At 54.1% G+C, this 21,288-nt stretch carries 16 protein-coding genes and 3 pseudogenes; 12 read left to right on the forward strand and 7 right to left on the reverse strand.

Annotation, left to right across the window (positions count from 1 at the left end; all coding sequences use genetic code 11):
- Nucleotides 1-493 precede the first annotated feature (493 nt).
- The gene (locus JMJ04_RS44060; protein WP_201376716.1) at nucleotides 494-1,372 is read left to right on the forward strand and encodes an AraC family transcriptional regulator; all 879 of its coding nucleotides are present in this window, start codon (nucleotides 494-496) and stop codon (nucleotides 1,370-1,372) included.
- Nucleotides 1,373-1,429: 57 nt separating this feature from the next.
- Nucleotides 1,430-1,828 carry an ankyrin repeat domain-containing protein gene (locus JMJ04_RS44065; protein WP_201376717.1) on the forward strand — a complete coding sequence of 133 codons (399 nt, stop codon included), beginning with the start codon at nucleotides 1,430-1,432 and terminating at the stop codon, nucleotides 1,826-1,828.
- A 37-nt stretch (nucleotides 1,829-1,865) separates the two neighbouring features.
- On the opposite strand, the gene JMJ04_RS44070 is transcribed toward JMJ04_RS44065, so the two are convergent.
- Complete coding sequence (locus tag JMJ04_RS44070; RefSeq protein ID WP_201376718.1) at nucleotides 1,866-3,110, reverse strand: coiled-coil domain-containing protein; 1,245 nt, start codon at nucleotides 3,108-3,110, stop codon at nucleotides 1,866-1,868.
- A 234-nt stretch (nucleotides 3,111-3,344) separates the two neighbouring features.
- Here JMJ04_RS44070 and JMJ04_RS44075 point away from each other — a divergent pair, with 234 nt between their 5' ends.
- From JMJ04_RS44075 to JMJ04_RS44090, 4 genes and pseudogenes are all read left to right on the forward strand, one after another.
- Entirely contained in the window at nucleotides 3,345-4,004 is a 660-nt protein-coding gene (locus JMJ04_RS44075; RefSeq protein ID WP_201376719.1) for a hypothetical protein, read from the forward strand.
- A gap of 332 nt (nucleotides 4,005-4,336) precedes the next feature.
- On the forward strand, nucleotides 4,337-5,377 hold the full coding sequence (locus JMJ04_RS44080; protein ID WP_201376720.1) for a serine/threonine protein kinase: 1,041 nt from the start codon (nucleotides 4,337-4,339) through the stop codon (nucleotides 5,375-5,377).
- Entirely contained in the window at nucleotides 5,371-6,117 is a 747-nt protein-coding gene (locus JMJ04_RS44085) for a tetratricopeptide repeat protein (protein ID WP_201376721.1), read from the forward strand. Before JMJ04_RS44080 ends, JMJ04_RS44085 begins: the two co-directional genes overlap by 7 nt.
- Nucleotides 6,118-6,376: 259 nt before the next feature.
- Nucleotides 6,377-6,697, forward strand: a pseudogene (locus tag JMJ04_RS44090) (DDE-type integrase/transposase/recombinase); the annotation flags it as partial.
- 110 nt (nucleotides 6,698-6,807) lie between these two features.
- Here JMJ04_RS44090 and JMJ04_RS44095 read toward each other — a convergent pair.
- Complete coding sequence (locus JMJ04_RS44095) at nucleotides 6,808-7,110, reverse strand: MFS transporter (RefSeq protein ID WP_201376722.1); 303 nt, start codon at nucleotides 7,108-7,110, stop codon at nucleotides 6,808-6,810.
- Between the two features lie 791 nt (nucleotides 7,111-7,901).
- Here JMJ04_RS44095 and JMJ04_RS44100 point away from each other — a divergent pair.
- The 3 genes from JMJ04_RS44100 to JMJ04_RS44110 all read left to right on the forward strand — a co-directional run bounded on the left by JMJ04_RS44100 (nucleotide 7,902) and on the right by JMJ04_RS44110 (nucleotide 10,678).
- Nucleotides 7,902-8,723, forward strand: coding sequence for a helix-turn-helix domain-containing protein (locus tag JMJ04_RS44100; RefSeq protein ID WP_201376723.1), 822 nt, complete (start codon nucleotides 7,902-7,904; stop codon nucleotides 8,721-8,723).
- 175 nt (nucleotides 8,724-8,898) lie between these two features.
- Nucleotides 8,899-9,897: a methyltransferase gene (locus JMJ04_RS44105; protein WP_201376724.1), complete on the forward strand. Its 999-nt coding sequence runs from the start codon at nucleotides 8,899-8,901 to the stop codon at nucleotides 9,895-9,897.
- Nucleotides 9,898-10,096: 199 nt separating this feature from the next.
- Nucleotides 10,097-10,678, forward strand: coding sequence for a hypothetical protein (locus JMJ04_RS44110; protein ID WP_201376725.1), 582 nt, complete (start codon nucleotides 10,097-10,099; stop codon nucleotides 10,676-10,678).
- Nucleotides 10,679-10,887: 209 nt separating this feature from the next.
- Here JMJ04_RS44110 and JMJ04_RS44115 read toward each other — a convergent pair whose 3' ends face one another.
- The gene (locus JMJ04_RS44115; protein WP_201376726.1) at nucleotides 10,888-11,736 is read right to left on the reverse strand and encodes a helix-turn-helix transcriptional regulator; all 849 of its coding nucleotides are present in this window, start codon (nucleotides 11,734-11,736) and stop codon (nucleotides 10,888-10,890) included.
- 197 nt (nucleotides 11,737-11,933) lie between these two features.
- Between JMJ04_RS44115 and JMJ04_RS44120 the strand changes: the two genes are divergently transcribed.
- Entirely contained in the window at nucleotides 11,934-12,881 is a 948-nt protein-coding gene (locus JMJ04_RS44120; RefSeq protein WP_201376727.1) for an LLM class F420-dependent oxidoreductase, read from the forward strand.
- 404 nt (nucleotides 12,882-13,285) lie between these two features.
- Nucleotides 13,286-14,410, forward strand: a complete 1,125-nt coding sequence (locus JMJ04_RS44125) for a transposase (RefSeq protein WP_201376728.1) — start codon at nucleotides 13,286-13,288, stop codon at nucleotides 14,408-14,410.
- 77 nt (nucleotides 14,411-14,487) lie between these two features.
- On the opposite strand, the pseudogene JMJ04_RS44130 reads toward JMJ04_RS44125, so the two are convergent.
- Nucleotides 14,488-14,610 (reverse strand): annotated as a pseudogene (locus JMJ04_RS44130) (transposase); the annotation flags it as partial.
- Between the two features lie 366 nt (nucleotides 14,611-14,976).
- On the opposite strand from JMJ04_RS44130, the gene JMJ04_RS44135 reads away from it, so the two are divergent.
- Nucleotides 14,977-15,234: a hypothetical protein gene (locus JMJ04_RS44135; protein ID WP_201376730.1), complete on the forward strand. Its 258-nt coding sequence runs from the start codon at nucleotides 14,977-14,979 to the stop codon at nucleotides 15,232-15,234.
- Nucleotides 15,235-16,649: 1,415 nt separating this feature from the next.
- Here JMJ04_RS44135 and JMJ04_RS44140 read toward each other — a convergent pair.
- The 3 genes and pseudogenes from JMJ04_RS44140 to JMJ04_RS44150 all read right to left on the reverse strand — a co-directional run bounded on the left by JMJ04_RS44140 (nucleotide 16,650) and on the right by JMJ04_RS44150 (nucleotide 20,549).
- Nucleotides 16,650-16,964 carry an RNA recognition motif domain-containing protein gene (locus tag JMJ04_RS44140; protein WP_007917856.1) on the reverse strand — a complete coding sequence of 105 codons (315 nt, stop codon included), beginning with the start codon at nucleotides 16,962-16,964 and terminating at the stop codon, nucleotides 16,650-16,652.
- 666 nt (nucleotides 16,965-17,630) lie between these two features.
- Nucleotides 17,631-17,855 carry a hypothetical protein gene (locus JMJ04_RS44145; RefSeq protein WP_201376731.1) on the reverse strand — a complete coding sequence of 75 codons (225 nt, stop codon included), beginning with the start codon at nucleotides 17,853-17,855 and terminating at the stop codon, nucleotides 17,631-17,633.
- Nucleotides 17,856-18,000: 145 nt separating this feature from the next.
- Nucleotides 18,001-20,549, reverse strand: a pseudogene (locus JMJ04_RS44150) (PAS domain-containing sensor histidine kinase).
- Nucleotides 20,550-21,288 lie beyond the last annotated feature (739 nt).

Raw genomic sequence — 21,288 nt, forward strand, 5'->3', positions numbered from 1 at the left:
CGGAATAAGATCTTAGGAGGCAGGGAGAACATCCTTGAATTACCAGTAAGTCGTCATTGACTCACCTGATCTCTGCCTAAAAAAACAGCCGTGATAATATGCATCACGGCTGTTTTTACGTCTCTTTGTACAACAACAAAAAAGCCGTGGACGCTTTAATCTTCTGGTCGTCCACGGCCCTGGGATATGATTGATTCTACGGAGTGGTTAAAGCAACCACTTACGACAGATGAACCATATGACCCTGGACGACCCGCATAAGGAGGAGGCCAAGTCCAGGGAGTGTAAGCTCATGTACTTTTAATTGTTGTGTAGCATCTGTCATGTGCAAAGTAGAATCCTTCGCTGTCTGTTTTCTTGCTTTAACTGTAACACCAGCACAAGCATTTGTCAATAAAAAAAGAGCACTGAGGATAGATGTGCTATAATGAGGAGTGTTTGGGACATTTGTTCGCTAATAGTCAAGCGTATCTGGCAGACTGGGGGTAACTCTATGGCGTTCCCTGGTGTCCTTTTGCACGAACAGGCGCGGGAGTATTATTGGGAGGGGCAGGGGAATGTATCACTAAAATCCTTTTACGCAGGGCGCGCGCTATACACGCTCGGGCAAGGCTACTATGCCGTCGATGATACGTGTTATTTGCTTGTCAATCAGGATCAGCCATATACGATTGCCATCGAGGCGGAGCAACCAGTCGAGTCGTTGTGTGTGTTTTTTGAGCCAGGTTTTTTGGAAGATGCTCAACGTGGCCTGGTTACTCCCATGAAAACGCTCCTTGATGAGCCAACCTGGCCTCTTGATCGCAAACTCCACTTCTTTGAACGTACGCACACCCGTGATCCGCAAATAGCCTCTGCTCTGGCACGTTTGCGGCTTACATCCTCAGATCATGAGTTTGTATCCATAGACCTGGCCGAGGCGATGTACGACCTGGCCGTGAGCTTACTCCAGGTCCATATGAATGTCTATAAGGAGATGGAGGCGTTGCCTGCCGCCCGCTCGGCAACGCGAGAGGAGTTGTATCGCCGCCTCTACCTAGCCAGAGAGTATATGCACGCCTTTTTTGATCGTCCCCTGGAGATTACAGAACTGGCCACGGTCGCCAACCTCTCCCCCACGCATTTTCTGCGCACCTTTAAACAGGTCTTCCAGCGGACACCACACCAATACCTCATCGGTGTTCGCCTGGAGCGTGCCCAGCACCTGCTTCTCCACACCGACCGCCAGGTGACTGACATTTGTTTCTCCCTGGGCTTTGAGAGCCTGGGGTCTTTTAGCTGGCTCTTCCGCCAGCGCCTGGGCTGCTCCCCATCCGCCTATCGCCAGGCAAAAAAGGTGATTTTGGAGAAGCACGCTGCCTCTTCGTTATGAGATACTAGCCTCACCCTGATTGGTATCAATAGATCGAAAATGATTGGAGAAGCACGCATGGAGAAGAGGCCCGCATTGTCCACGGAGATGGTGCATGAGTTTGTCGCGAACGCACATGGTGATTTGCAGCGCGTCCAGGAACTCTTGGCGCAAGAACCTGCATTGTTGAACGCAGCCTGGGATTGGGGCGGAGGCGACTGGGAGACAGCCCTTGGAGCTGCGTCCCACATGGGCAGGAGAGATATTGCCCTCTACCTGCTCAAGCATGACGCGCGCATAGATATCTTCGCGGCGGCCATGCTTGGGCAGGTAGAGATTGTGCAAACCCTCTTGCAGGCCTTCCCTGATATGGCCCAGGAGAAAGGCCCACATGGTATCTCGCTCCTGGATCATGCCAAAGCAGGAGGAGAAGAAGCGGCTCCCGTTCTTACGTTCCTGCAATCTCTTTTACAATAGCATCCTTGCCCGACGCTGCGAAAGCATGCGTCGGGTCTTACTCCTGGTCTTCCTGTCTGTCTTGCAGACATACGCGTGCCTCCAGGTGCTGTAGGCGTACACTCAGGCTCGCGATGACGGCCTGTTGCTGATTCAGCGTCTCCTGAAGGTGCTGCTGTTCCATCGTGTGCTGCTTTGTCTCTTTCTCGTAGCGCCCGGTCAACTCCTGTACAATACGTTCGAGTTCAAGGTGGCTGACCACGACCTGTTCGCGGAGCAAAGCAACACTTTCATCGAAGGCCTGTTGCCGCTGTTGCAGAGCGTCCTCGTGGGCGCGCGCTGCTTGCTGAAGCTCGTTTTGCAGTTCTGCCAGGCGCGTCGCGGTCTCTTGCTGCCAGGTATCGGCTTGCTCACTCCAGGTTGCCAAGCTTGTGGTCAGATTCTGATATTGTTGCTGAACCAGTTCTCCCTGCCAGATAATCTGGGTGGAGAGCGTTTGCACCACCTCGTCAAGCTGTCCCGTACGCTCCTCAAGTTGCTTATGCTGTATGGTGAGCTCGGTGAACAGGGTATGTTGTTCCTCCAGGAAACGGAAGACTTCCTGTTGTTGCTGCGTTAGCTCCTGTTGAGCCTGAGCGGAGGTTGCCTGGTACTGTTCCACTGTCTCCCGAAGTTGGGTTATGAGCTGCTCCTGGGTGTCCAGGCGCTGGGTCTGCTCTGAGATACGCTGCTGGACCTGTTCAAACTGCTGCTTCTGGCTGTCTAAGACATGGCGCAGTGTCTGGGCCTGCTCTTCAAGCTGGCCCAGCATCTCTTCTTGCTGGGTATCCAGGCGCTGTTCTACCTGGTCATGAAAGAGACTCAATGCCTGTTGCTGTTGCTGAACTTGTTCCGCCAGAGCCTGAGAGTGTTGTTTACCCTGTGCCTCCAATTCCTGGTGAAGCTCCTCAAGCTGTTGTAAAATGCGCTGGTGCGATTCACGAAGCGCCGCTTGCTCGCCGGGGATATTCGTCAGGTTTAACTGAGCCTGTTCGCTAGTAATGACCGCGGAGTTATCGATGATAGGCGTCAACTGAGCCAGGTCGCTGGCTCGCACCTGGCGTGTACGCTGATTGAGGCCAACATTCTGTCGACGGACGGGCAGTAAACCGCTCTTAACCCAGCGACGGATGGTCACATCCTGGCGGCGTGTCACACGCACCGCATCAGTAAGCGAGAGCCAGTAGTCGTGCTCGTCAACCAGTTCATCGACATAGCGTTCCTGTGTATCGAAAGCAGGATGCTCTAACATATCGTGTGTCACTTGTCTATATCCTTCAGATAGGAAAACACATTTCGCACAAAGAAGCTCGAAGTAGAAATACAGTCACAAGAGGCCATCGTACGCGTGCAAGATTGTAGTTTCGCCTCCATACCTGCTCCAATCCTCTTGCAGTATACAGTATATCTGTGATATTGGCGAAGCCCTCGATTGCATGGCTGAGAAGGCGGATACGCTGGTACTTTTAGTTCTTCAAGCTATGGAGTATACAAGTATATGTCTACCTCTCAACGAAGGCAAGAGCCGCAACAGCGCTGGCGCGTCCTCCTAATAGGTGGTTCATCTGGAACAGGTAAGAGCAGCATTGCCAGGCAGCTTGCGGCGCAACTGGCAATATCCTGGCTCCAGGTTGACGATCTACGCCTGGCCTTGCAAAATAGCCGCATCTCCTTCCCTAAACAGGCCCACACCGATGCACTGTACTTCTTCACCCGGCCAGGGATCTGGCGCGGCTCACCAGAAGCACTCAGCCAGGCCCTGATCGCGGTCGGAGAAACACTGCGCCCCGCCCTGGAAATTGTGATTGCCAACCATATCGAAATTGACGCCCCCTTGATCCTGGAGGGAGACGGCATTCTTCCATCATTACTAGAAAATCCATTGATGCACCAGTATAAGAGCAGGGGGCGACTCCAGGCGGTTTTTCTCCAAGAACCCGACGAAAAGCAGCTTTCTATCAATATAACGCAGCGGGGGAGGGGAACTGCTGGCATGAGTGAGGAGGAATTGCGCACAGAGGCCAGGGCAAAATGGCTCTATGGGCAGTGGCTCGCGCATGAGGCAATGCGCTGGAGTTTGCCAGTTCTGGAACCACAGCCCTGGGAGACGTTGGGCGCGCGTATTCTTGGGACTTGTTATGAGTGGGAGGAAGGATAGTAAACCTGAGTGCAATTGGCAGAAAATGTGAAAGAATCGTAGGCCATGGGGAGGAGAGAGGGAGTTGTGAGGTGGTGTATGTGGCGAGAGGTGTTGCATGATGGGAAGATGTTGTTGCAGAAGGAGTCAAAGAGGTGCTTCCTCCAAGAGGGAAGCGTTTTTTATGGGAAAGAAGAGGAGAAGAGGGATGGAGCAGAAGGCGAGGAGAGGGGGAGAGGCGAGGAAAGCTGCAAACCGCCTCGCAGTTGCGAGATGTGGGAGGCTTCGACTATAATAAAGACACATTTGCGTCCCAAAAAAACATCTATAGTGCATGTAAAGGTGTTCTTACGATGCCTCACGATAGCTCATTTATTGGTCGCCAAATAGGGAACTACACACTGCTTGCCAAGGTCCAGAGCGGTAGCTTCGGGAGCGTCTTTCGAGCTCAGCACACTATCTTTGATGATGATCCGCCGGTCGCCCTCAAGTTGCTCCATATGCACCTGACATCCCCGCAGGAGCGTGAGGGCTTTTTGCAAGAGGCCAAATTACTGCGCAAGTTGCGACATCCCTTCATTCTGCCGATCATTGACGCTGGTATCTATGAGGGTCAGCCCTATCTGTCGACCGAATTCGCCACAGGCGGGTCGCTTAGCGAGCGGATTCGTGCTCAGGCTGAGCGTCCTTTCCCTCTTCACGAATCGTTGCAGTGGATCTCGCAGATGGGTCAGGGTCTCGCCTATGCCCACCAGCACGCGGTGATGCATCGCGACCTCAAGCCCGCAAACATCCTCTTCAACTCGCGTGGTGAGGCCCTGCTGGCTGACTTTGGTATCGCGGTCGTACTGGAGACTAGCAGCACCCGAAACATTGGAGAATTGAGCGGTACCCCCGCCTATATGGCCCCTGAGCAGTACCAGGGCTATGTCGGTCCCAGGAGTGATCAGTATGCCCTAGCGTGTATCGCCTATGAATTGCTCACGGGACATCGCCTTTTTGACCTGGAGGCGCCAAGCATTGCAGCCTTCCAATATCATCATATCAACGTCCAACCCACCGCGCCCCACGTGTACAACGCTGCGCTCCCCCCTGAATGCGAGTTCGCGCTTCTCAAGGCGCTTGCCAAGACGCGCGACCAGCGTTATCCAGATGTTGCGACTTTTCTCGAGGCTCTCTGCTCTCCTTTGCAAGATCTCCCAACGGTGGTTCCAGGAGGACAGCAGGCGCATCCTTCCACACAAGTTTCTCAGATGAGCGCGAGGGATTACAAACAGCAAGGATTTGAACACTTTAAAAATGCACGTTACGAAGAGGCCCTCGAAGCCTATGAGGAAGCCATTCGTCTTGACCCCAACTTTGCAGAGGCGTATTTCGCCAAGGGAGCATGTTGAACAAGTTAGGGCGCTTCGAGCAGGCGATCATGGCTTATGATCAGTCTCTCTACCTCAATCCCAATCAGGCTGATGTGTATTTCAACAAGGGGAACGCGCTTGATAAGTTAGGACGCTTCGAAGAGGCCCTCACGGCCTTTGGTCAGTCTCTCCACCTCAAGCCCAATCAGGCTGATGTGTATTTCGCCAAGGGGAGCATGTTGAATGAGTTAGGGCGCTTCGAGCAGGCAATCATGGCTTATGATCAGTCTCTCTACCTCAATCCCAACTTCTCATCGGCCTATTTCAACAAGGGGAACACTCTAAACAAATTAGGACGTTACGAAGAGGCTCTCACGGCCTTTGATCAAACCCTCCGCCTCAAACCCAACAAAATTGACGCGTATTTCAACAAAGGGAACGCCCTCAGCCAGTTGCGACGCTTCGAAGAAGCCAATGCTACCTATGACCAGGTTCTTCGCCTCAATCCTAAGGACGCGAGGGCGTATAACAATAAAGGGATCAATTTCTACGATCTAGGAGACTATGAGCAGGCCCTCATCGCCTATGAGCAAGCTCTCCACCACGATCCTAATAAAACTTCAGCCTATTATAACAAAGGGAATGCGCTCTATCAGTTAGGAGACTATGAGCAGGCCCTCATCGCCTATGAGCAGACTTTACGGCTCAATCCAAAGCATCCATACGCTCGTTCTAAAATAGAACGTGTGCTCAATCAGCTCCGTGAACGAGGTAGATAGCAAGGAGCCTAAAAATATTTTCCCAAAAACATTTTTAGGCTCCTCAAAACCGGAGAATTTTGCGTGAAGGGCCGTATACGGTGTTTTTGAGGGGTAGGTGAAAGGGCGCGGTCGCGAGCCGGAAGGCTATGAGATCCCGACCCTGGTGCGAGTTTTTCTGGTGGTGGAGGTGGTCCAGCGTGGCCGAGCGCTATTACCGATGGTGCAGAGAGGGGAAATGGGCACTGATCCTCCAAGTGCTGCAAGAGGAAGGTCCTTGATCGTTACCGACAAACTGGCCAGCTACGCCCCCGCAAAAAGAGAGAACATGCCCAGCGTCGAGCATCGCGTCGAGCATCGCCAACACAAGGGCTTGAACAATCGGGCCGAAAACTCACATCAACCTACCCGACAACGCGAGCGAACCATGCGGCGGTTTCCATCCCCTGGACAGGCCCAACGCTTCCTCTCAGCATTTGGACCGATCCTGGATCACTTTCGGCCCAAACGGCACCGTTTCACAGCAGAAGATTACCATGCTCTCATGCAGGATCGGTTTCTGGTCTGGAACGAGGTAACCAGGGGGAAAACTGCCACCTAACACCAACCATCCTCTCCAAACCTCCGCTTCTTTTCTGCTCTTCCCCTTCTTCCTAAAAAGCGCTTCTATTTCTCCGTCAAGTTGACAATACCCTTGGACCACTCCCGTTATCACCTCACCAGAAGCCACATGGCGGCTGACTGAACAAGTGAAATAGATTGTGTCACGAGCAGCAGCCTGTGTTTGGGGACGCGATCAGCAAGTACCCCACCGTAGAATGAGAAAATCATCGCTGGCAAGTATTGGAGCAAGCTCACTACTCCAAGCAGCAACGCGCTATGTGTCAGTTGCAAGACCAACCACGCCTGCACGGTTGTTTGCATCCAGGTCCCGACCTGTGAAATCATTTGACCAAAAAAGAACAGTCGATAGTTACGATGGCGCAGGGCAATAAGCAAAAGCTGGATAGGCATTTGTGGATCACCTTGAGCTAGCTTTTGCTGCATAGGTACGATTTTCACACGTACTGATGAAGTACCCTCGTCAAGGAGGGCTTCGCCTACGATTTAAGGGTAGCCGGATGTGTTGCTATTGACAGTGAGGTGGCACGACGCTCTTCACTCGATGAGATTGCAGCAAGCGGAACTACGGCGTCCATTGCGACTCTCTCAACCGAAGAACGGAACGAGGTCGATGGACGTTGTTTCAGCGCCTTGGTTCGGACGCGCAAGCCAGTGAACCTGTAATGTTCCTTCCGCGATGATTGAACTGGAGGAAGGATGTCATTCCTCTCTTCTTTCCCCATTTCATCCGATGCCGATCAAAATGGGCTCAGGCTTGGGATCATCTCTCACTCTTTCTGCCCGAATGGAGCCATTATTTACAAAATGGCGAGGGAAGAAGCCAGGTGTGAACAGGTTTCTCCAGGTGCCGGGCGCTCCCTGCTCACTCTTCGGGTCCACCTGTCATTTACTAATAACTTCGCCCAAAAGCCAAATTGACCCATAAACCCGCCGTAAGAAGCTGCGTACAAAAATTAGCGAAAATCGGGCCAGAATCTTTGTTGAACACCTCTTTTTGGGCGGATAATTGAGTCAAAATGGCAATCAAATGCGCCAACACCTTGTTTTTGATCAGAGAATGAGGTATACACTGGAACAATATCCCTTTCCGATCGCATATCGTCGGGTGGTGAGTTCCTCTCATTGCGCTTGCCATAGCCGCGAGAATGGCGAGAGTAGTTTCCATCGATTGGAGGTAACTCGTGGCTGTCTCGTCCCGTTTTCTCCCCTCACCTCTGCTTGCGGCGTACGTTGAGGCTTTCAGCATTTCGGAAGGGGAGGCAGAGCTTCCCACCAGGGAACGCTGTCTTCCCAATGGCCGGATGGCGATGGTGATCAATCTGGGCCATGACACGCTTGCCGTCTCCACTCCACGACATGGCGGCCAGTTTGAGAGCTTTCATGGCGGCGTACTCCACGGTGCCTTTTCGCAGGTGGCTGTCATTGATACGGCCACCTTGGTTAACACCATCAGCGTCTGCTTCAAGCCAGGTGGTGCGCGCCCGTTTCTGCCGATGCCTGCCGCCGAGTTGACCAACCAGGCGGTGGACCTTTCTCACGTCTTCGGACCTGCCGCCCTTGAGTTGCGCGAGTGCCTACTAAGAGCCCAGGCGAACGCTGACAGGGTGCAGATCCTCGAACGCTTTCTCCTGGGGAGGATAGCCTGGGAACAGACACGACCTTCTGCCGTCACGTTCGCGCTGGCTTCGTTCCAGGCCGAACTAAAGGGACGCCCCATCTCGGAGGTGACCGCACACCTTGGCGTGAGTCCCAAGCGCTTCATCTCCCTGTTCGAGGAAGCGGTCGGACTCACGCCGAAAGTGTTCTGTCGCCTGCAGCGCTTTCAGGAGGCGCTACGACGGACCCCAAAAAGGCCACCCGTCCAATGGACAGATCTGGCACTCTCCTGCGGGTATTTCGACCAGGCACATTTCATCCACGACTTTCAGGCGTTTACTGGGATGAGTCCGAGCGTCTACCTGGCGCAGCGAAGTGAACATCACAACCATGTTCCTCTTCCCTGACCCGGGACAAATTTTTACAAGACAGGTCACTTTTCCTGCGATAGCATAGGTGCCATGCCACTAGCTCAATGCTTCTCGCGCTTCGCGATGGTGATCAAGACGATCTCTCAACAGAGATCCAGATCAGGTCGCGATGTACGGGAGAAGGCAAGAAACCGAGAAGGAGGAACAAGAGATGACAGAGACAGATGACCAGACACCAGCGGAAAGCACCAATCTGAGCGCGCTGAGCGATCTGTGCACCCCCTGGTGTATCCATGTGGTGGCAACCTTGCGGATCGCCGACCATATCGCCGCTGGCATCACCGCTATCAAGACCCTTGCCGAGAAGGCAGAGTGCAATGCCGACTTCCTGCAGAGGGTGCTCAGGCACCTGGTGTACAAGGGCGTCTTTGTCGAGCCAACACCCGGTCAATTCGCGTTGAATGAAGCAGCCCAGGGATTGCTCGATCCCGTCTTCCTTGATCTGGGCGGGATCGGCGGTCGCATAGCCTATGCCTGGGGCAGCCTTCTCAGCGCAGTTCGGACAGGCGCTCCCGCCTACCATGAGATTTTCGGCCTGCCTTTCTGGGAGGACCTGCAAGCGCATCCGGACGTCGCGGCGAGCTTTGACGCGCTGATGGGGTCGGCAGGTCACGGCACGCCCAACCCGGAGGTGCTCCTCACGGGAGACTGGGAGGAGGTCAAGACGGTGGTGGATGTCGGCGGTGGAACGGGAGCCTTGCTTGCGGAGATCTTACGTGCCCACCCTCAGATCCAGGGCACCCTGGTCGATTTCCCTGGGACGGTGGCCCGCGCAGGCTCGGTCTTGCAGGAGGCTGACGTGAGTGAACGTGTCCGAACGGTTGGGCAAAGCTTCTTCGACCCGCTGCCGGCCGGGGCGGATCTCTATCTCCTGAAGTCTATTCTCAACGATTGGCCCGACCGAGAAGCACAGCTCATCTTGAGCCGTTGTGCCGAGGCAGCACGCCCGGGCGGCCGCCTGATGATCCTGGGCGGGGTGTTGCCAGATGGCAGTGTGAATTCTCTTCTCACACCGGAGATAGTCTTACTTGGAGGCAAGGACCGCACGCTCAACGAGTTTCGAGAGCTCGCCCACCAGGCTGGGCTCAAGGTTCAGGCTGTCGGGCAGCTCCCATCTGGTCGCTTTGCTGTCGAGTGCCATCCAATGTGATGCCATTGCCATCCCACTGGATAATCGCTTGAGAAGCAAGAATGAAAACGGAGCGCCATCGCCGAAAGTGATGGCGTTCTTCTCTGAAAATATGATCAAAATTTGACACATATCTTCGCCATTTTTCTCTTCTGACCCATATCTCCCCGTTTCGGCGAGGTTATGGTATTTTTGACACGGGATATTGAAACAATGGCTGGTGCGAGCCTTGTACCGAGCGTTGCAGGAAGCAAGCACGGAACTCACCTGTGCCCACCTGGAAAAGTCGGTTCTGCCAGATGCCAAATGGGAGCGCATGCGCGCTGAAGCGAGAAGTGGGGAAGCCGAATTCCAGTACGCCGGAGAGCAAAACAGCTATCTGTCGGAACTGGCGAGCCTGCCAACGTTTGTCCAGAGTGGAGCGGCATCTCAACAAGAGCCACGACCACAACTAGGCAGAAGAGGGGCAGACGGAACAGGGAAGCAAGATACGCACAAGCCAAAAAGCCGTCCAGGTGAGCCAGCGCCTCGCCGAGATCAGGTAGGAACCGCTGAGGGTGAGCAAGCACCCTCGCGGTGTTCCTTCTCAGGACCGATTGAGCTTGGGGCAGCTCAGTGGCTGGAATCAACGGGCCAGGAAGTGCAATGTCCAACCTGCAGTTCGGTGAGCAAAGCAAAGCCCAAAGGCTCATTTGTCGTGATCACGTCGCACCCCCCACGAAAGGCGCGGGCCGTGCGCAATGTCACCCGCTGGATGGAACAGGGGACACAGTGGGTTCTTGTTCAGAAAAAGGCGAAGTAGGCCGACTCGTGCGCTGCGAGGAACAGAGCTAGCTATACATCACGGAATTCCATGGGTCAAAATTTGACAAGTATGTGGGCGACCTCTTCGTTTTTTGAGAGAAGAATGACCCACTGAAGGAGACAGATCTCTCTCATGGAATTCCGTGGTTGACAAACTGGGTACTTTGCCGACACGCGAATTGCAGCCTTTCCGGCTGAGAATGCTCTTCATGCCTCCCTGTGGACGCTTTCCTCTGTTGTCCGAAAGCGTTGCAGTTTTGCGCGTGTCTGTGCATCTGGAATATAGACCGTGACCCTGATGTCGGGATCGTTGAAAACGTGTAAGGTGAGATGCCTAAACTCCAGGTGTCCCAGTGCCGGGTGCGCGATGATTTTACCGCTATCTACCAAGTTACTCGCATCATGATGGGGCCACCAGCGACAAAATTCAGGGCTAGCCTGCTTCAGGTCCTCAATCAGTTCCTCAAACCATACATCACCAGGATAGCGAGTGCTAGTGGTACGAAATTCTGCTAAGAGGCCTCGTGCCATGTGTTCCCAGTGAGGGAAGTACTCCCGCATCGTCGGATTCGTAAAGAAGTGCCAGACGACATTGCGTGCATAGGGAGGGGATTCTTCCGAAATGGCAAAGACGCCATCGGCAGCCTTGTTCCACGCCAGGTAGTCCCACCGCCGTCCGATGACACAGGCGGGGGTCGGGTTGAGATCATCCAACATCTGCTGCAGTGTTGGACTGACACACTCCTCCGACGGGAGGACAGGCGCTGGCAGCGGTTGCCCCGCGAGCAAAAACAGATGTCGCCGTTCATTCGCTGTGAGCCTGAGTGCTTGAGCCAGGCTTTCCATCACCTGCCGTGAGGGATGCACATCGCGTCCCTGCTCCAACCAGACATACCAGGAGGTGCCAATATTGGCTAGTTGTGCGACTTCCTCGCGACGCAGCCCCGGCGTGCGACGACGGCTCCCGGGTGGCAATCCCACCTCGGTCGGAGAAAGGCTCGCACGCCGCTTGCGTAAAAAATCGGCGAGGGCAAGGTTCCGTTCGCTCTTGTGCATTTCAGCTTTCCTCTTAACCTGGTGGTCTCAGACCTATGATCACGAAACACTGGTCCTGGTATCAGAGACATACTATACTCAAGAGGAGCATCCGCGTCAAGATGGCATCTGCACCTGGTGGCGTGAAGATGACTCAAGTCCTGAAAGAAAGAACACGCTTCTTTTTTCCATAGTTCCCAGAAATGAGGTAGGTATTCATGTCTCTGCAATTTGGTGTGTCCCTGCCACAAGGCGGGATGATGGAACTGGCAAGCATCAAAGACCCGGTTGAGGCCTACGAGGCCATGACGCGTGTGGCTCAGACCGCCGATGAGCTCGGTTTCGCCACTGTTTGGCTGAGCGATCAGTTCCATACCTTTCCGCAGCCAGTGCAGGAGAAGACGTTCGAGTGCTGGGCGACCATCTCGGCACTGGCACGAGATACGAAGCGCGTGCGCATTGGTACGCTGATCACATGCCCGACGTATCGGAACCCGGCGCTGCTGGCGAAGATGGCGAGCACGGTCGATGTGCTCTCGCATGGGCGGCTCACTTTGGGCATCGGTGCCGGTGGGTGGAACGAGCGCCAGGATCGCGCCTATGGCTATGACGGGGCCTCTGCTCCTGCTCGTCTGCGTCATCTACGCGAAGCTGCCCAGGTCATGCTCAGCATGTGGAGCGAGGAAGAGGCAGTCTTTGAAGGCGAATATTACCAGGTACGTGGCGCGATCAATCAGCCCAAAGGCGTGCAAAAAAACCATATTCCTCTGCTGATCGCTGGGGGCGGAGAGCAAGTCACGCTCAAACTGGTCGCGCAATATGGCGATGCCTGCCATATCGGGGGCGATGTAGCGACGATTCAGTACAAGCTTGCCATCCTCAAGCAGCACTGCGAAGACGTCGGGCGCGATTACGAAAGCATCCATCGCATCGCATCGGCCTTCTGTTCCATTGGAGAAACCCATGAACAGGCCATGGCGAAAATCCCGGAGGTCTTTTTGGGGTTCCTCAGACAGGTGGGCATTACCACGCTTCTCGGCAGCCCCGCGACCTTTCGCGAGGGTCTGGCCGCATTGGAGGCCGCCGGTGTCCAGGAGGTGCTCCTCTTATTCCCCGATGCCCTGAACCTGGACTCGTTGCGCCTCTTCGCGAAAGCTTTCATTTGACGCCTTGCGCATCTCTGGTGAACATCTTGGAATTCTATGGGCGGAATCCGTCCAATTCTGCGAGTGACTGTTGCCTCAAAAAGTGAGTCGGCCACCCACGGAATTATCGAATTTTCTCCCACAGAATATTCCAAGATTTACACTAGCTGCTGGTAACAGAAACCAAAATTTGACCCATATCCTGTCCGTTTTGACCCATATCCACGACCAGTAGTCCGTCATTTTCTGTGAAAATGAGCCATGTGTTCGAGAAATGGACCACAGGACACCTTATGGGTCAAAGAAAGCGCTACACGCACAGATATGCGTCAAAACGAAGATTGGCCTGATTTTGTGAGGGACGTCAAGCAAGGATTAGAGCCAGCTGGTGGACAGTATATGTGTCACTGGCGAGGACAAAGCGATTGTCAAATCACAGGATTCATGTACAAGAACGCCCCAAAGGCATGCTCAAAACCGATAAGCGGGATGCCCTCAGCCTGGCGAATAGGCTTTACACCCAACTAGAACTCGGTGCCCAGGTCGAGGACAAAATGCAACTTGTGCGTCGCGCTCATCCTCCAACAAAAGCAGCCTCGCAACTCAAGGGACTCATCCAACATCGCTATGAACTCTCCCATCAATCCACGCAGTTAAGAAACAAGCTGACCTCCATTTGTGATCAACGTTTCCCTGAACTGACCCAGATTTTCCGCGACCCGAACCGCGAGATAGCTCTCGCGTATCGAGAGAAATTCCCAACGCCCCATGCCATTGCCACAACCAGCATGGTAGATCTACAAGCACTTCGACCGAGAAGCTTTCCATCTGATGCTCAGTTGCTCAAACTTCAGCAACTTGCCAGAGAGACGATTGGGATTCAAGACAAGGACAGGCAACAGGGACTTCTGATCGAGCAAGGGCTCTTAATGAAGGAGCTGAGGATCGTCCAGGAGCACCTGGGAGTTCTGCAGACAAGGATCTCAGAGGTGGTGACCAGCTCGCGAGAAGGACAAATCTTGCTTTCGATCCCACCGATCGGATCCATCGAGGCAGGCACTATCATTGCTACGGTGGGCAATATTGCCAATTTCGAGAAAGCCTGTGAACTCAAATCATACTTCGGATGGGCTCCTAAGCGGTCTCAGACGGGTGTCTCCTTTGATAAAACAAAACTAAGCAACAGAGGGGTGCGCCCGATGAAGCAGATGCTCTTTCTTATGGCAGCACGTGCAACGACCCTTGAGTGTGAATGGGCGCGCATTTATCAACGCTTGCTCCCACGTCTGGCGACCTATGACGAGCGCACAAAGGACTACCGTGGGAAGATACGCGTGATTGGGCGGATCGCCGGGCAAATGGCGACGATGATTTTTGCACTGCTCAAAACGGATTACGAGGCGCTGAGCCAGGTGCCTCCAGGAGAGGCTCCGCCACTGCCGATGCTCTATGATCTCGCCATCCACCGAAAACACCAGGAGGGGCACTATCGCTCTCTCAAACCTGGCATCCGCCCCAGAAAGCTCATTCAACTTCCACACCAATCGTAATCATCTTCCGCTTTCGAGAAGGCTTGCTTCAATCGCTTTGCCCTTGTTGAGTTTAAAACTCAGATGTTAGAAACCTGAATGGAGGTGTCTGAGATGCCCAGTTCTCTTGCTACCTGCGCAATTGGCTTCCCACTGGTCTGGGCCAGGTGCACTGCCTGCTCTTTGAATTCTCGCGTGTAAACTTTTTGGACCTTTGCCATGCTTATCCCTTTCCCGATTTGTGAGAGTATATCTCAGCTTTAGGGACTCTACCAAATCGGGGAAGGCTCATCGTCGCGGTTTGCTTGCGTGGCTCCATGACCAGTTCCTTTCCGGCGCTTGCCCTGAGACGTTGTTTGAGCTGTTTGCAGTCTAAAACGGCTCAGCTAAAAAGTGCAAAAATATAGTAACCTTCGTTTTGACTCTGCCTGTTTACGCATTGCTTTTGGGGCCCGAGTATTAGCCGTACGGAAAACTACGTTCATTCTTACGTTCAAAACACTGCGGCAGAGTATCATCTCTCCGCGGTGAGACGTACTAGAAGCATCGAGGAGAACTCAGATCTGCCTTGAGAAAGGAGCAAAACGATGCGAAGGCGCACAGGAATATCTCGCCAGGTGAAGCAAGTGTATAGGCAGGTGGCCCTTGAGTACCAGGAGCAGGTGCTCAAATGCCAGGAGACACAGGTCCAGCGCCAACTGGCGGCTTTCCAGCAGCAGCCGAAGGAGGTCCAACGCCAGGAGCAGGTGTTGCAGCGTGAAGAGGAAACCGTGCAGCATCTGGAAGAACAGCTTCACCAGCAAGAGGCTCTGCTTTATACGAGGAGAGAGACCGCCCAGGAGTGACAGAAGCACCTTTCGTGAAGATGGCTTCTCACAATGGAATCCGTTACCCTGGACTCCAGAGTCATAGCATGGGTATGGCTCTCCTGGTTCAAGACATATTCCAGAGCAGCGTGAGTAAATAAGCACAAACTTACTACTTCTATCGCATATTGTACCTAAACTTTAAAATAGCAAATAAAGCCTGTAGAAACTGTCATATATAGCAATGAATGCATGTCCAAAAAGTAAAACAGGAAGGTTGCTGCGCATGGTGCCCTCGCAGCAACCTTCCTGTTTTCAAAGTCAAATACATCTCTATAAACGCTTAAGGGTGCAGAAAGTAATTAGACCTTTAAGAGTATTTGTGGCGTTTGCTAGCACAGGAGCAGCAGCCGAAAAGGTCGCCAAGAAGAGCGTTCCCCCCGCTGCCCCGAGGATGGTGTCCCTTGCGCTGTCTGGTATGTAAATGCGTACGATATCGCAACGAATTTGAGGGAACTCTCTGGCAGGGGAGGCGCAAGGCTCCGCGTTTTCCTGGAAAGGGAGAACCACCGGGACGCGTGGGTGTGCCATGTGGGGTGAATGGGTATGCAGAGGCAAGCGAGGTTCTCGACTGTGCTGGAGATCTGAAAAGGGTGGAGGAGTGGATCAGGGACGTGGTGATGTGCTGGCGCGAGAATTGGACTGGTTCTCTGGACGTTGGTGGGAGGATGCTGCTGGAGATGAAAAAGCTTGATTGGTACTAGTGTGGTATACAAGCGCTTTGAAGTGTTTTATACTCTTGCTCATTCCCCACACGTATTTGGGGTTCTATCCATTATCCATGGTTTAGTCGAAAGAGCGAGTCGCAATGACTCGCTCTTTTTTTCTCGGATTGATTTTCCCCGAGGCCTGGAGCGGATGGCGGTGTACTGGGTCTTTCGAGGGCAGAGGGGACACCGACTCATATGATTGGGGCTCATACGCTCTTTTGATGATTCAGCTTGTTGCCCAGGTGGAGTTATCATCGCTCTGGTTGCCCCAGGGGATGAGATCGGGAACGCTGCATGTCGAGCTGTTTCCTCTAGAGAGGCAAAGTGAGGTGTAGTAGTTGGTTTTGTGTGGAGCTCTGCAGTCAGTAATGTGTGTGTTATCCAACGGATGCTTTGATTTGCGTCTCTCCGTTGTATGGCTGTGAGGGGGTATCATAGCCTGATGCTGGCAGCAAATATGGCCAGCATCAGGCCATCGGGAAATGTGTGTTGCGCCAGGTAAACGCTTTTCTCATTTCGTGTGTAGAAAATGCGTACGGGAAAGAGGGAGGAAGTGTGAATGGTTATGAGAAGCAGGGTGAACCCATTCACTTGCGAAGGATCCTTTTCCGCCAAAAAGAAGTGAAGAGCATCCTCCCCGCGACGGGGGAGAATGCTCTTCGCTTCTTTTCTCGCTAGAAGAGACTAGTAGCGGTCGCGATAACCACCACCATTTGAGCTGCGACCGCGGCTCTGGTAGCCACCCCCACCGGGAGCGCGACGCTCGCGCGCCTCGTTGACCGTAATGGTGCGGTCGCCCAGGGTTGAGCCGTTCAGCTGCTCAATAGCCGCGCGGGTCTCGTCATCGCTGCTCATTTCAACAAAGCCGAAGCCCTTGCTGCGCCCAGTCTCACGATCGGTGATGACTGTGGCGGAGGTAACCTGGCCGATCTGCTCAAAAAGCTGGATCAGATCCTGCTCGGTTGACTGGTAGGGGAGGCCCCCAACGTAAATTCTCATCTTAATTCTGCTCCTGTGCTGACATCTCTCGACAATTGATGCTCGTGAAACCAACTCTCACAGGAGCGATCCAATTCTTTCTAATGCCATACGTTATCAAGAACAACGGAGAGGGATAGTCTATTCCCTGATACGAGACGGTTTTGAAATCGTGAGATCGCATCACGCTGTGTGGTTTCCCGACCAACATACGCTCCTGCCATTGTCATAGCACATGTGGCAAACACAGGTATGGTTGGTCTGAAGGCGTCGTGTTCATGACTCAGAGGGGAGATCGAGGCCAAAGCCCACAATGTGATAGCGTCCGTCGAGGGGGGAGTGCTCGACGACGCAATACGGTTCGAGCGGCGGAAGGTCGAGGGATGGAGGAAATTGCTGGTACGTGAGCCAGGTCGCGAGCGCCTCTGGCAGATCGGGCAGAGAGGGAGAGAGCCAGGCAACGCGCGTCCAAGGTCTGCTCTGGGGTCAAGTCGATGCAGCGGCCATCGGGCAGCTGCATGTGTAGGGTGTGGTCCACGGTCATGAGTATCTCCCAGCGTGAGTGTGAGCGTGGTCAGAGGATGTGTGTGTGAATCCCCTCTCACGAGTAGTATACAGTATTCTTGCTTGCAGAGGCATACAAGGCAGGACCGATGATCCCTGAGAACCCTGCCGATATTAAGAGCCTCAGTGATATTGCTCTGCCCGTTCCTGCTCCAAAAGCTGAGAGTTAGGCGGCTGAGTGATCTCCTCCAGGCTCGTCCTCCAGTTGTCGATGGTTGGCGAGAGTCCTTTCGAGAGTCCTTTGGCAGATGTTGAGGTCTTGCCGCATGAGCGTTTGAGGCACGCGGTACCAGAAGGGCCAGGGAAGGCGAGGATGCAAACGAGCGAGACGGTTTGTCTGCGCATCACGCAGACAAACCACCTGAATCCTGCGGCTCGTGACGAGCGAGGGAGTCCACAGGAAGCCGGTCGGTGATGGCGGTGAGCATCCGTGCTGCACCAGCTTCTGCCACTATCATCATCTCAACTGACGTGCGTGGAGTTCGTTCCCTGGTCAGGCATCCCTCTTCTTGGGAAGGGTCACCGTAAAGGTCGAGCCTTTTCCGACTTCACTGTCCACGGTGATGGTTCCCCCATGGCGCTTGACGATTTCCGCCACAATGTAGAGCCCCATGCCTAGGCCGGGGATCGCTCTCTGCTTGGGACCAGTGGCCCGATAGAAGCGCTCAAAGATTTTGTCGCGCTGTTCTCGTGGGATGCCCAGTCCATGATCATGCACACTGATGGTAACCGTCTCTGGGGAGGCGTCGAGGTCCATCTCGACCGTCTCGGCGCCGGGAGAATACTTGATGGCATTGCTGATCAGGTTGGTAAAGACCTGTCCGAGCCGGTCTTTGTCTCCGACGAGTAAGCGCGGGGCCGCACCGCGCACCACAATGGTATGCGTCGTACTGAGCTGCTGCATGGTGTCGGCCACCTCATGAAGCAACGCATCAAGATCGACCGTCTCCTGCCGATACTCCAGCCTGCCCGCCTGGATTTTGGAGACATCCAGTAACTCTCCGATCAGGCGTTCCAGTTGCTTGATGGGCCCCTCTGCCCTGGAAAGCGCTGTGACAGCCTCGTGATGGGATTGCCTTTCCAGTCGTTTTCGCACCAGTTGGGTCTGCATCTTTAAGGCGGCGAGCGGGTTCCTCAGTTCATGGCTGGCCATATTTATAAAGTCATCCTTGCTCCGCTCCAACTCCTTGCGGGCCGAATTATCCAGCACAAAGCCGATCGCTTGGAATGGGTGATGCTGTAAGGCGACGGCGCCCACGACCACCGGAAGGCGACTGCCATCTTTACAGACATACTCTTTCTCATAGGGTATTATCGACCGATGCCGTGCAAGTTCCTGATGGGCCTGCTGGGTACGAGCCAAATAGTCCGGAGGCGTCATATGTCTCACATTCATGCGACCTTCACGCAAGTCTTCTCGTGTATAGCCAGTCATGCGCAGAAAGGTGTCGTTCGCGTCCACCATCTGCTCACCTTCAAGGATATGAATCCCGATAATGCTAGAGTTCATCAGGGTGCTTGCGCGCTCCTGACTCTGACGCAAGGCTTCCTCGATGCGTTTCTGATAGTCAATGTCGGTGCAGGTGCCAAACCACTTGAGGATCTGGCCTGTTTCATCGCGCACCGGCATGCCGCGGGCTAAGAACCAGCGATAGCTCCCTGCATTGCTGTCCTTCAAACGATATTCGATCTCATAGGATTCACTCGTTGCGAGCACATGACGCCAGACCGTGAGGGTGTGCCCATAATCATGTGGGTGCAAGAACTGACACCATCCATCGCCCAATGTTTGCTCGGGGAGGCACCTGTATAGTCATACCACCGTTGACTCCAGTACTCTACAGATCCATCTGGCCATGTCATCCAGATGAGCTGCGGCACCGTTTCGGCCAACACACGCCGGCTCTCCCGGCATTCTTTGAGCCGCTGCTCAGCCCGTTTCCGGTCATCAATGTCAGTACAGGTGCCAAACCACTTGACGATCTGGCCTCAGGCATCTTTGCATGGCACGCCTCTGGCAAGGAACCAGCGATAGTCTCCGGTGATCCCATTGCGCAGGCGCTGTTCCACTTCATAGGGAGCACCTGTTTGGATAGAGGTCTGCCATGCGCCCAGGGCGCGTTGTCGATCATCGGGATGCAGACACTGGATCCACCCGTCTTGTTCGGGGGTCATGCTGGTATAGTCATACCAGCACCGGTTATGGTATTCAGCAGAGCCATCGGGGCGCATCATCCAGACGAATTGGGGAATGGTATCGATCAGGACACGGAGTCCTTCTTCGGCTCGTTTGCGCGCGGTGATATCCAGCCCTGCATAGATGAGGTACTCGACCTGTCTGTCAGCATTCAGATGTGGGGTCATCGTCACCGCAAGATCCAGATACCACCCCTCTTGTGGGCGTATCCTGGTCTCAAAGTGCACGATTTCTCTCCGACTGGCTTGTTCAATCGCTGCGCGTAATTGCTGCTGGACAGGTGGAGCATACGACCACCAGGGAGTGTCGGTGAACGGTTTACCGACCACTTCCTCTCGCCGGAGGTGTGCGTCCTCTAAGGGGCGCTGACTGATGGCCAGGACCATCCCATCAGGGGTCAAGATCACGAGCCGGTCAGAGATAGTCTCCAGGATATCAGCGTAGAGCTGTTCGCTGAGGGGAACCATCTCCTGGCGTCGGGCTAGTGCTCTCACTTCGTGGAACTGCAAGGTGAGTCCCCCAATGGTCGGAGCGAGCTGCACGTGCAGCCTGGTCAGGGTTATGGGAGACCAATACTCCACTTCGGTCGGCTCTTGGGTCTGCCTGGTCTTGAGCACTGCCTGATAGAGTGAGGGGCTCACGAGTTGTGGAGCACTGCGCCAGAAGGGGTTCCCCAGGAATTGCTCTCGTGATGCGCCGAGCATGGTCTGCGCGCTCGCATTGGCATACACAATCGTTGTGGCGTCATCGACGACAAACAACGCATCAGGAAGCGTCTCAAGCGTGCTGAGGAGCGTTTCACGCGATGTGAGCATGCTTGAGACGCTGCTTTGTGGATTGAACATTATGCTGCCTGTCTCCCTTTCACGTATCCCCATCCCTGGTGGCAAAGATGTTTTCCCGCTTTGAATCTCAAGAAATATCATGCAATGGAGATGATCCCTCTTCTGTCACATCGGTTGGAACAAGCGATGAAAAAGTGTGTGTATGCAATACGTGCTTTCCCCGGAGAGGCCAGGAGCAATGAGCATCTGCCTCGGGCCCTTTCAGGGGCGGCTTTTATGACTATCCGTTGCAGCGCTTATTTACAACGGAAAACAGCCTCTCCAAGAAAACAAATGGTGAAGGATGGTTCTGTCGGCATGATGTTATCTCCCTTCGATGCTCTCGAGCAGAGCCAGGGCACCGCGTAGAGCCTTGTCCATCTGCTGTGGATCTTGTAACGCTCGTGCCAAGACCTATCCTCCTTGCACGATGGCGACGAGCGTTGTCGCCACATCGGTCGTGTCGATGGTCTCGCTGAGCGCTCCCGCACGTTAGGCCTGCTCAAGGGCTGCGCTGATTTCCTGTTCGGTAGAGAGAAAGCAGGAGGAGATAGGATGGCGTAATGCTTCTTGGCTGAGGACCTCTTCCTGAGTCATTCTCCCCAGGCGACAACCGCGGGTATTGTTAACGTACATTTTTCTCTTGATGAGCTTTCATCACTGAACCTTCATGTGAGGTCTTTCAGCGGGCTTTCTTCCGAGAAGATTTTGGGCCGGCGCCCACTTTTCTCCAGAATTTCTGGCGATAAACGCAACAATT

This window comes from Ktedonobacter robiniae (genome assembly GCF_016587375.1).
Classification (GTDB): Bacteria; Chloroflexota; Ktedonobacteria; order Ktedonobacterales; family Ktedonobacteraceae; genus Ktedonobacter; species Ktedonobacter robiniae.

What these genes read in the sequence shown, in the direction of transcription:
- JMJ04_RS44060 (WP_201376716.1), top strand. Translation starts at nt 494, where the DNA reads ATGGCGTTCCCTGGTGTCCTTTTGCACGAACAGGCGCGGGAGTATTAT.
- JMJ04_RS44065 (WP_201376717.1), top strand. Translation starts at nt 1,430, where the DNA reads ATGGAGAAGAGGCCCGCATTGTCCACGGAGATGGTGCATGAGTTTGTC.
- JMJ04_RS44075 (WP_201376719.1), top strand. Translation starts at nt 3,345, where the DNA reads ATGTCTACCTCTCAACGAAGGCAAGAGCCGCAACAGCGCTGGCGCGTC.
- JMJ04_RS44080 (WP_201376720.1), top strand. Translation starts at nt 4,337, where the DNA reads ATGCCTCACGATAGCTCATTTATTGGTCGCCAAATAGGGAACTACACA.
- JMJ04_RS44085 (WP_201376721.1), top strand. Translation starts at nt 5,371, where the DNA reads ATGTTGAACAAGTTAGGGCGCTTCGAGCAGGCGATCATGGCTTATGAT.
- JMJ04_RS44095 (WP_201376722.1), bottom strand. Translation starts at nt 7,110, where the DNA reads ATGCCTATCCAGCTTTTGCTTATTGCCCTGCGCCATCGTAACTATCGA.
- JMJ04_RS44105 (WP_201376724.1), top strand. Translation starts at nt 8,899, where the DNA reads ATGACAGAGACAGATGACCAGACACCAGCGGAAAGCACCAATCTGAGC.
- JMJ04_RS44115 (WP_201376726.1), bottom strand. Translation starts at nt 11,736, where the DNA reads ATGCACAAGAGCGAACGGAACCTTGCCCTCGCCGATTTTTTACGCAAG.
- JMJ04_RS44120 (WP_201376727.1), top strand. Translation starts at nt 11,934, where the DNA reads ATGTCTCTGCAATTTGGTGTGTCCCTGCCACAAGGCGGGATGATGGAA.
- JMJ04_RS44135 (WP_201376730.1), top strand. Translation starts at nt 14,977, where the DNA reads ATGCGAAGGCGCACAGGAATATCTCGCCAGGTGAAGCAAGTGTATAGG.
- JMJ04_RS44140 (WP_007917856.1), bottom strand. Translation starts at nt 16,964, where the DNA reads ATGAGAATTTACGTTGGGGGCCTCCCCTACCAGTCAACCGAGCAGGAT.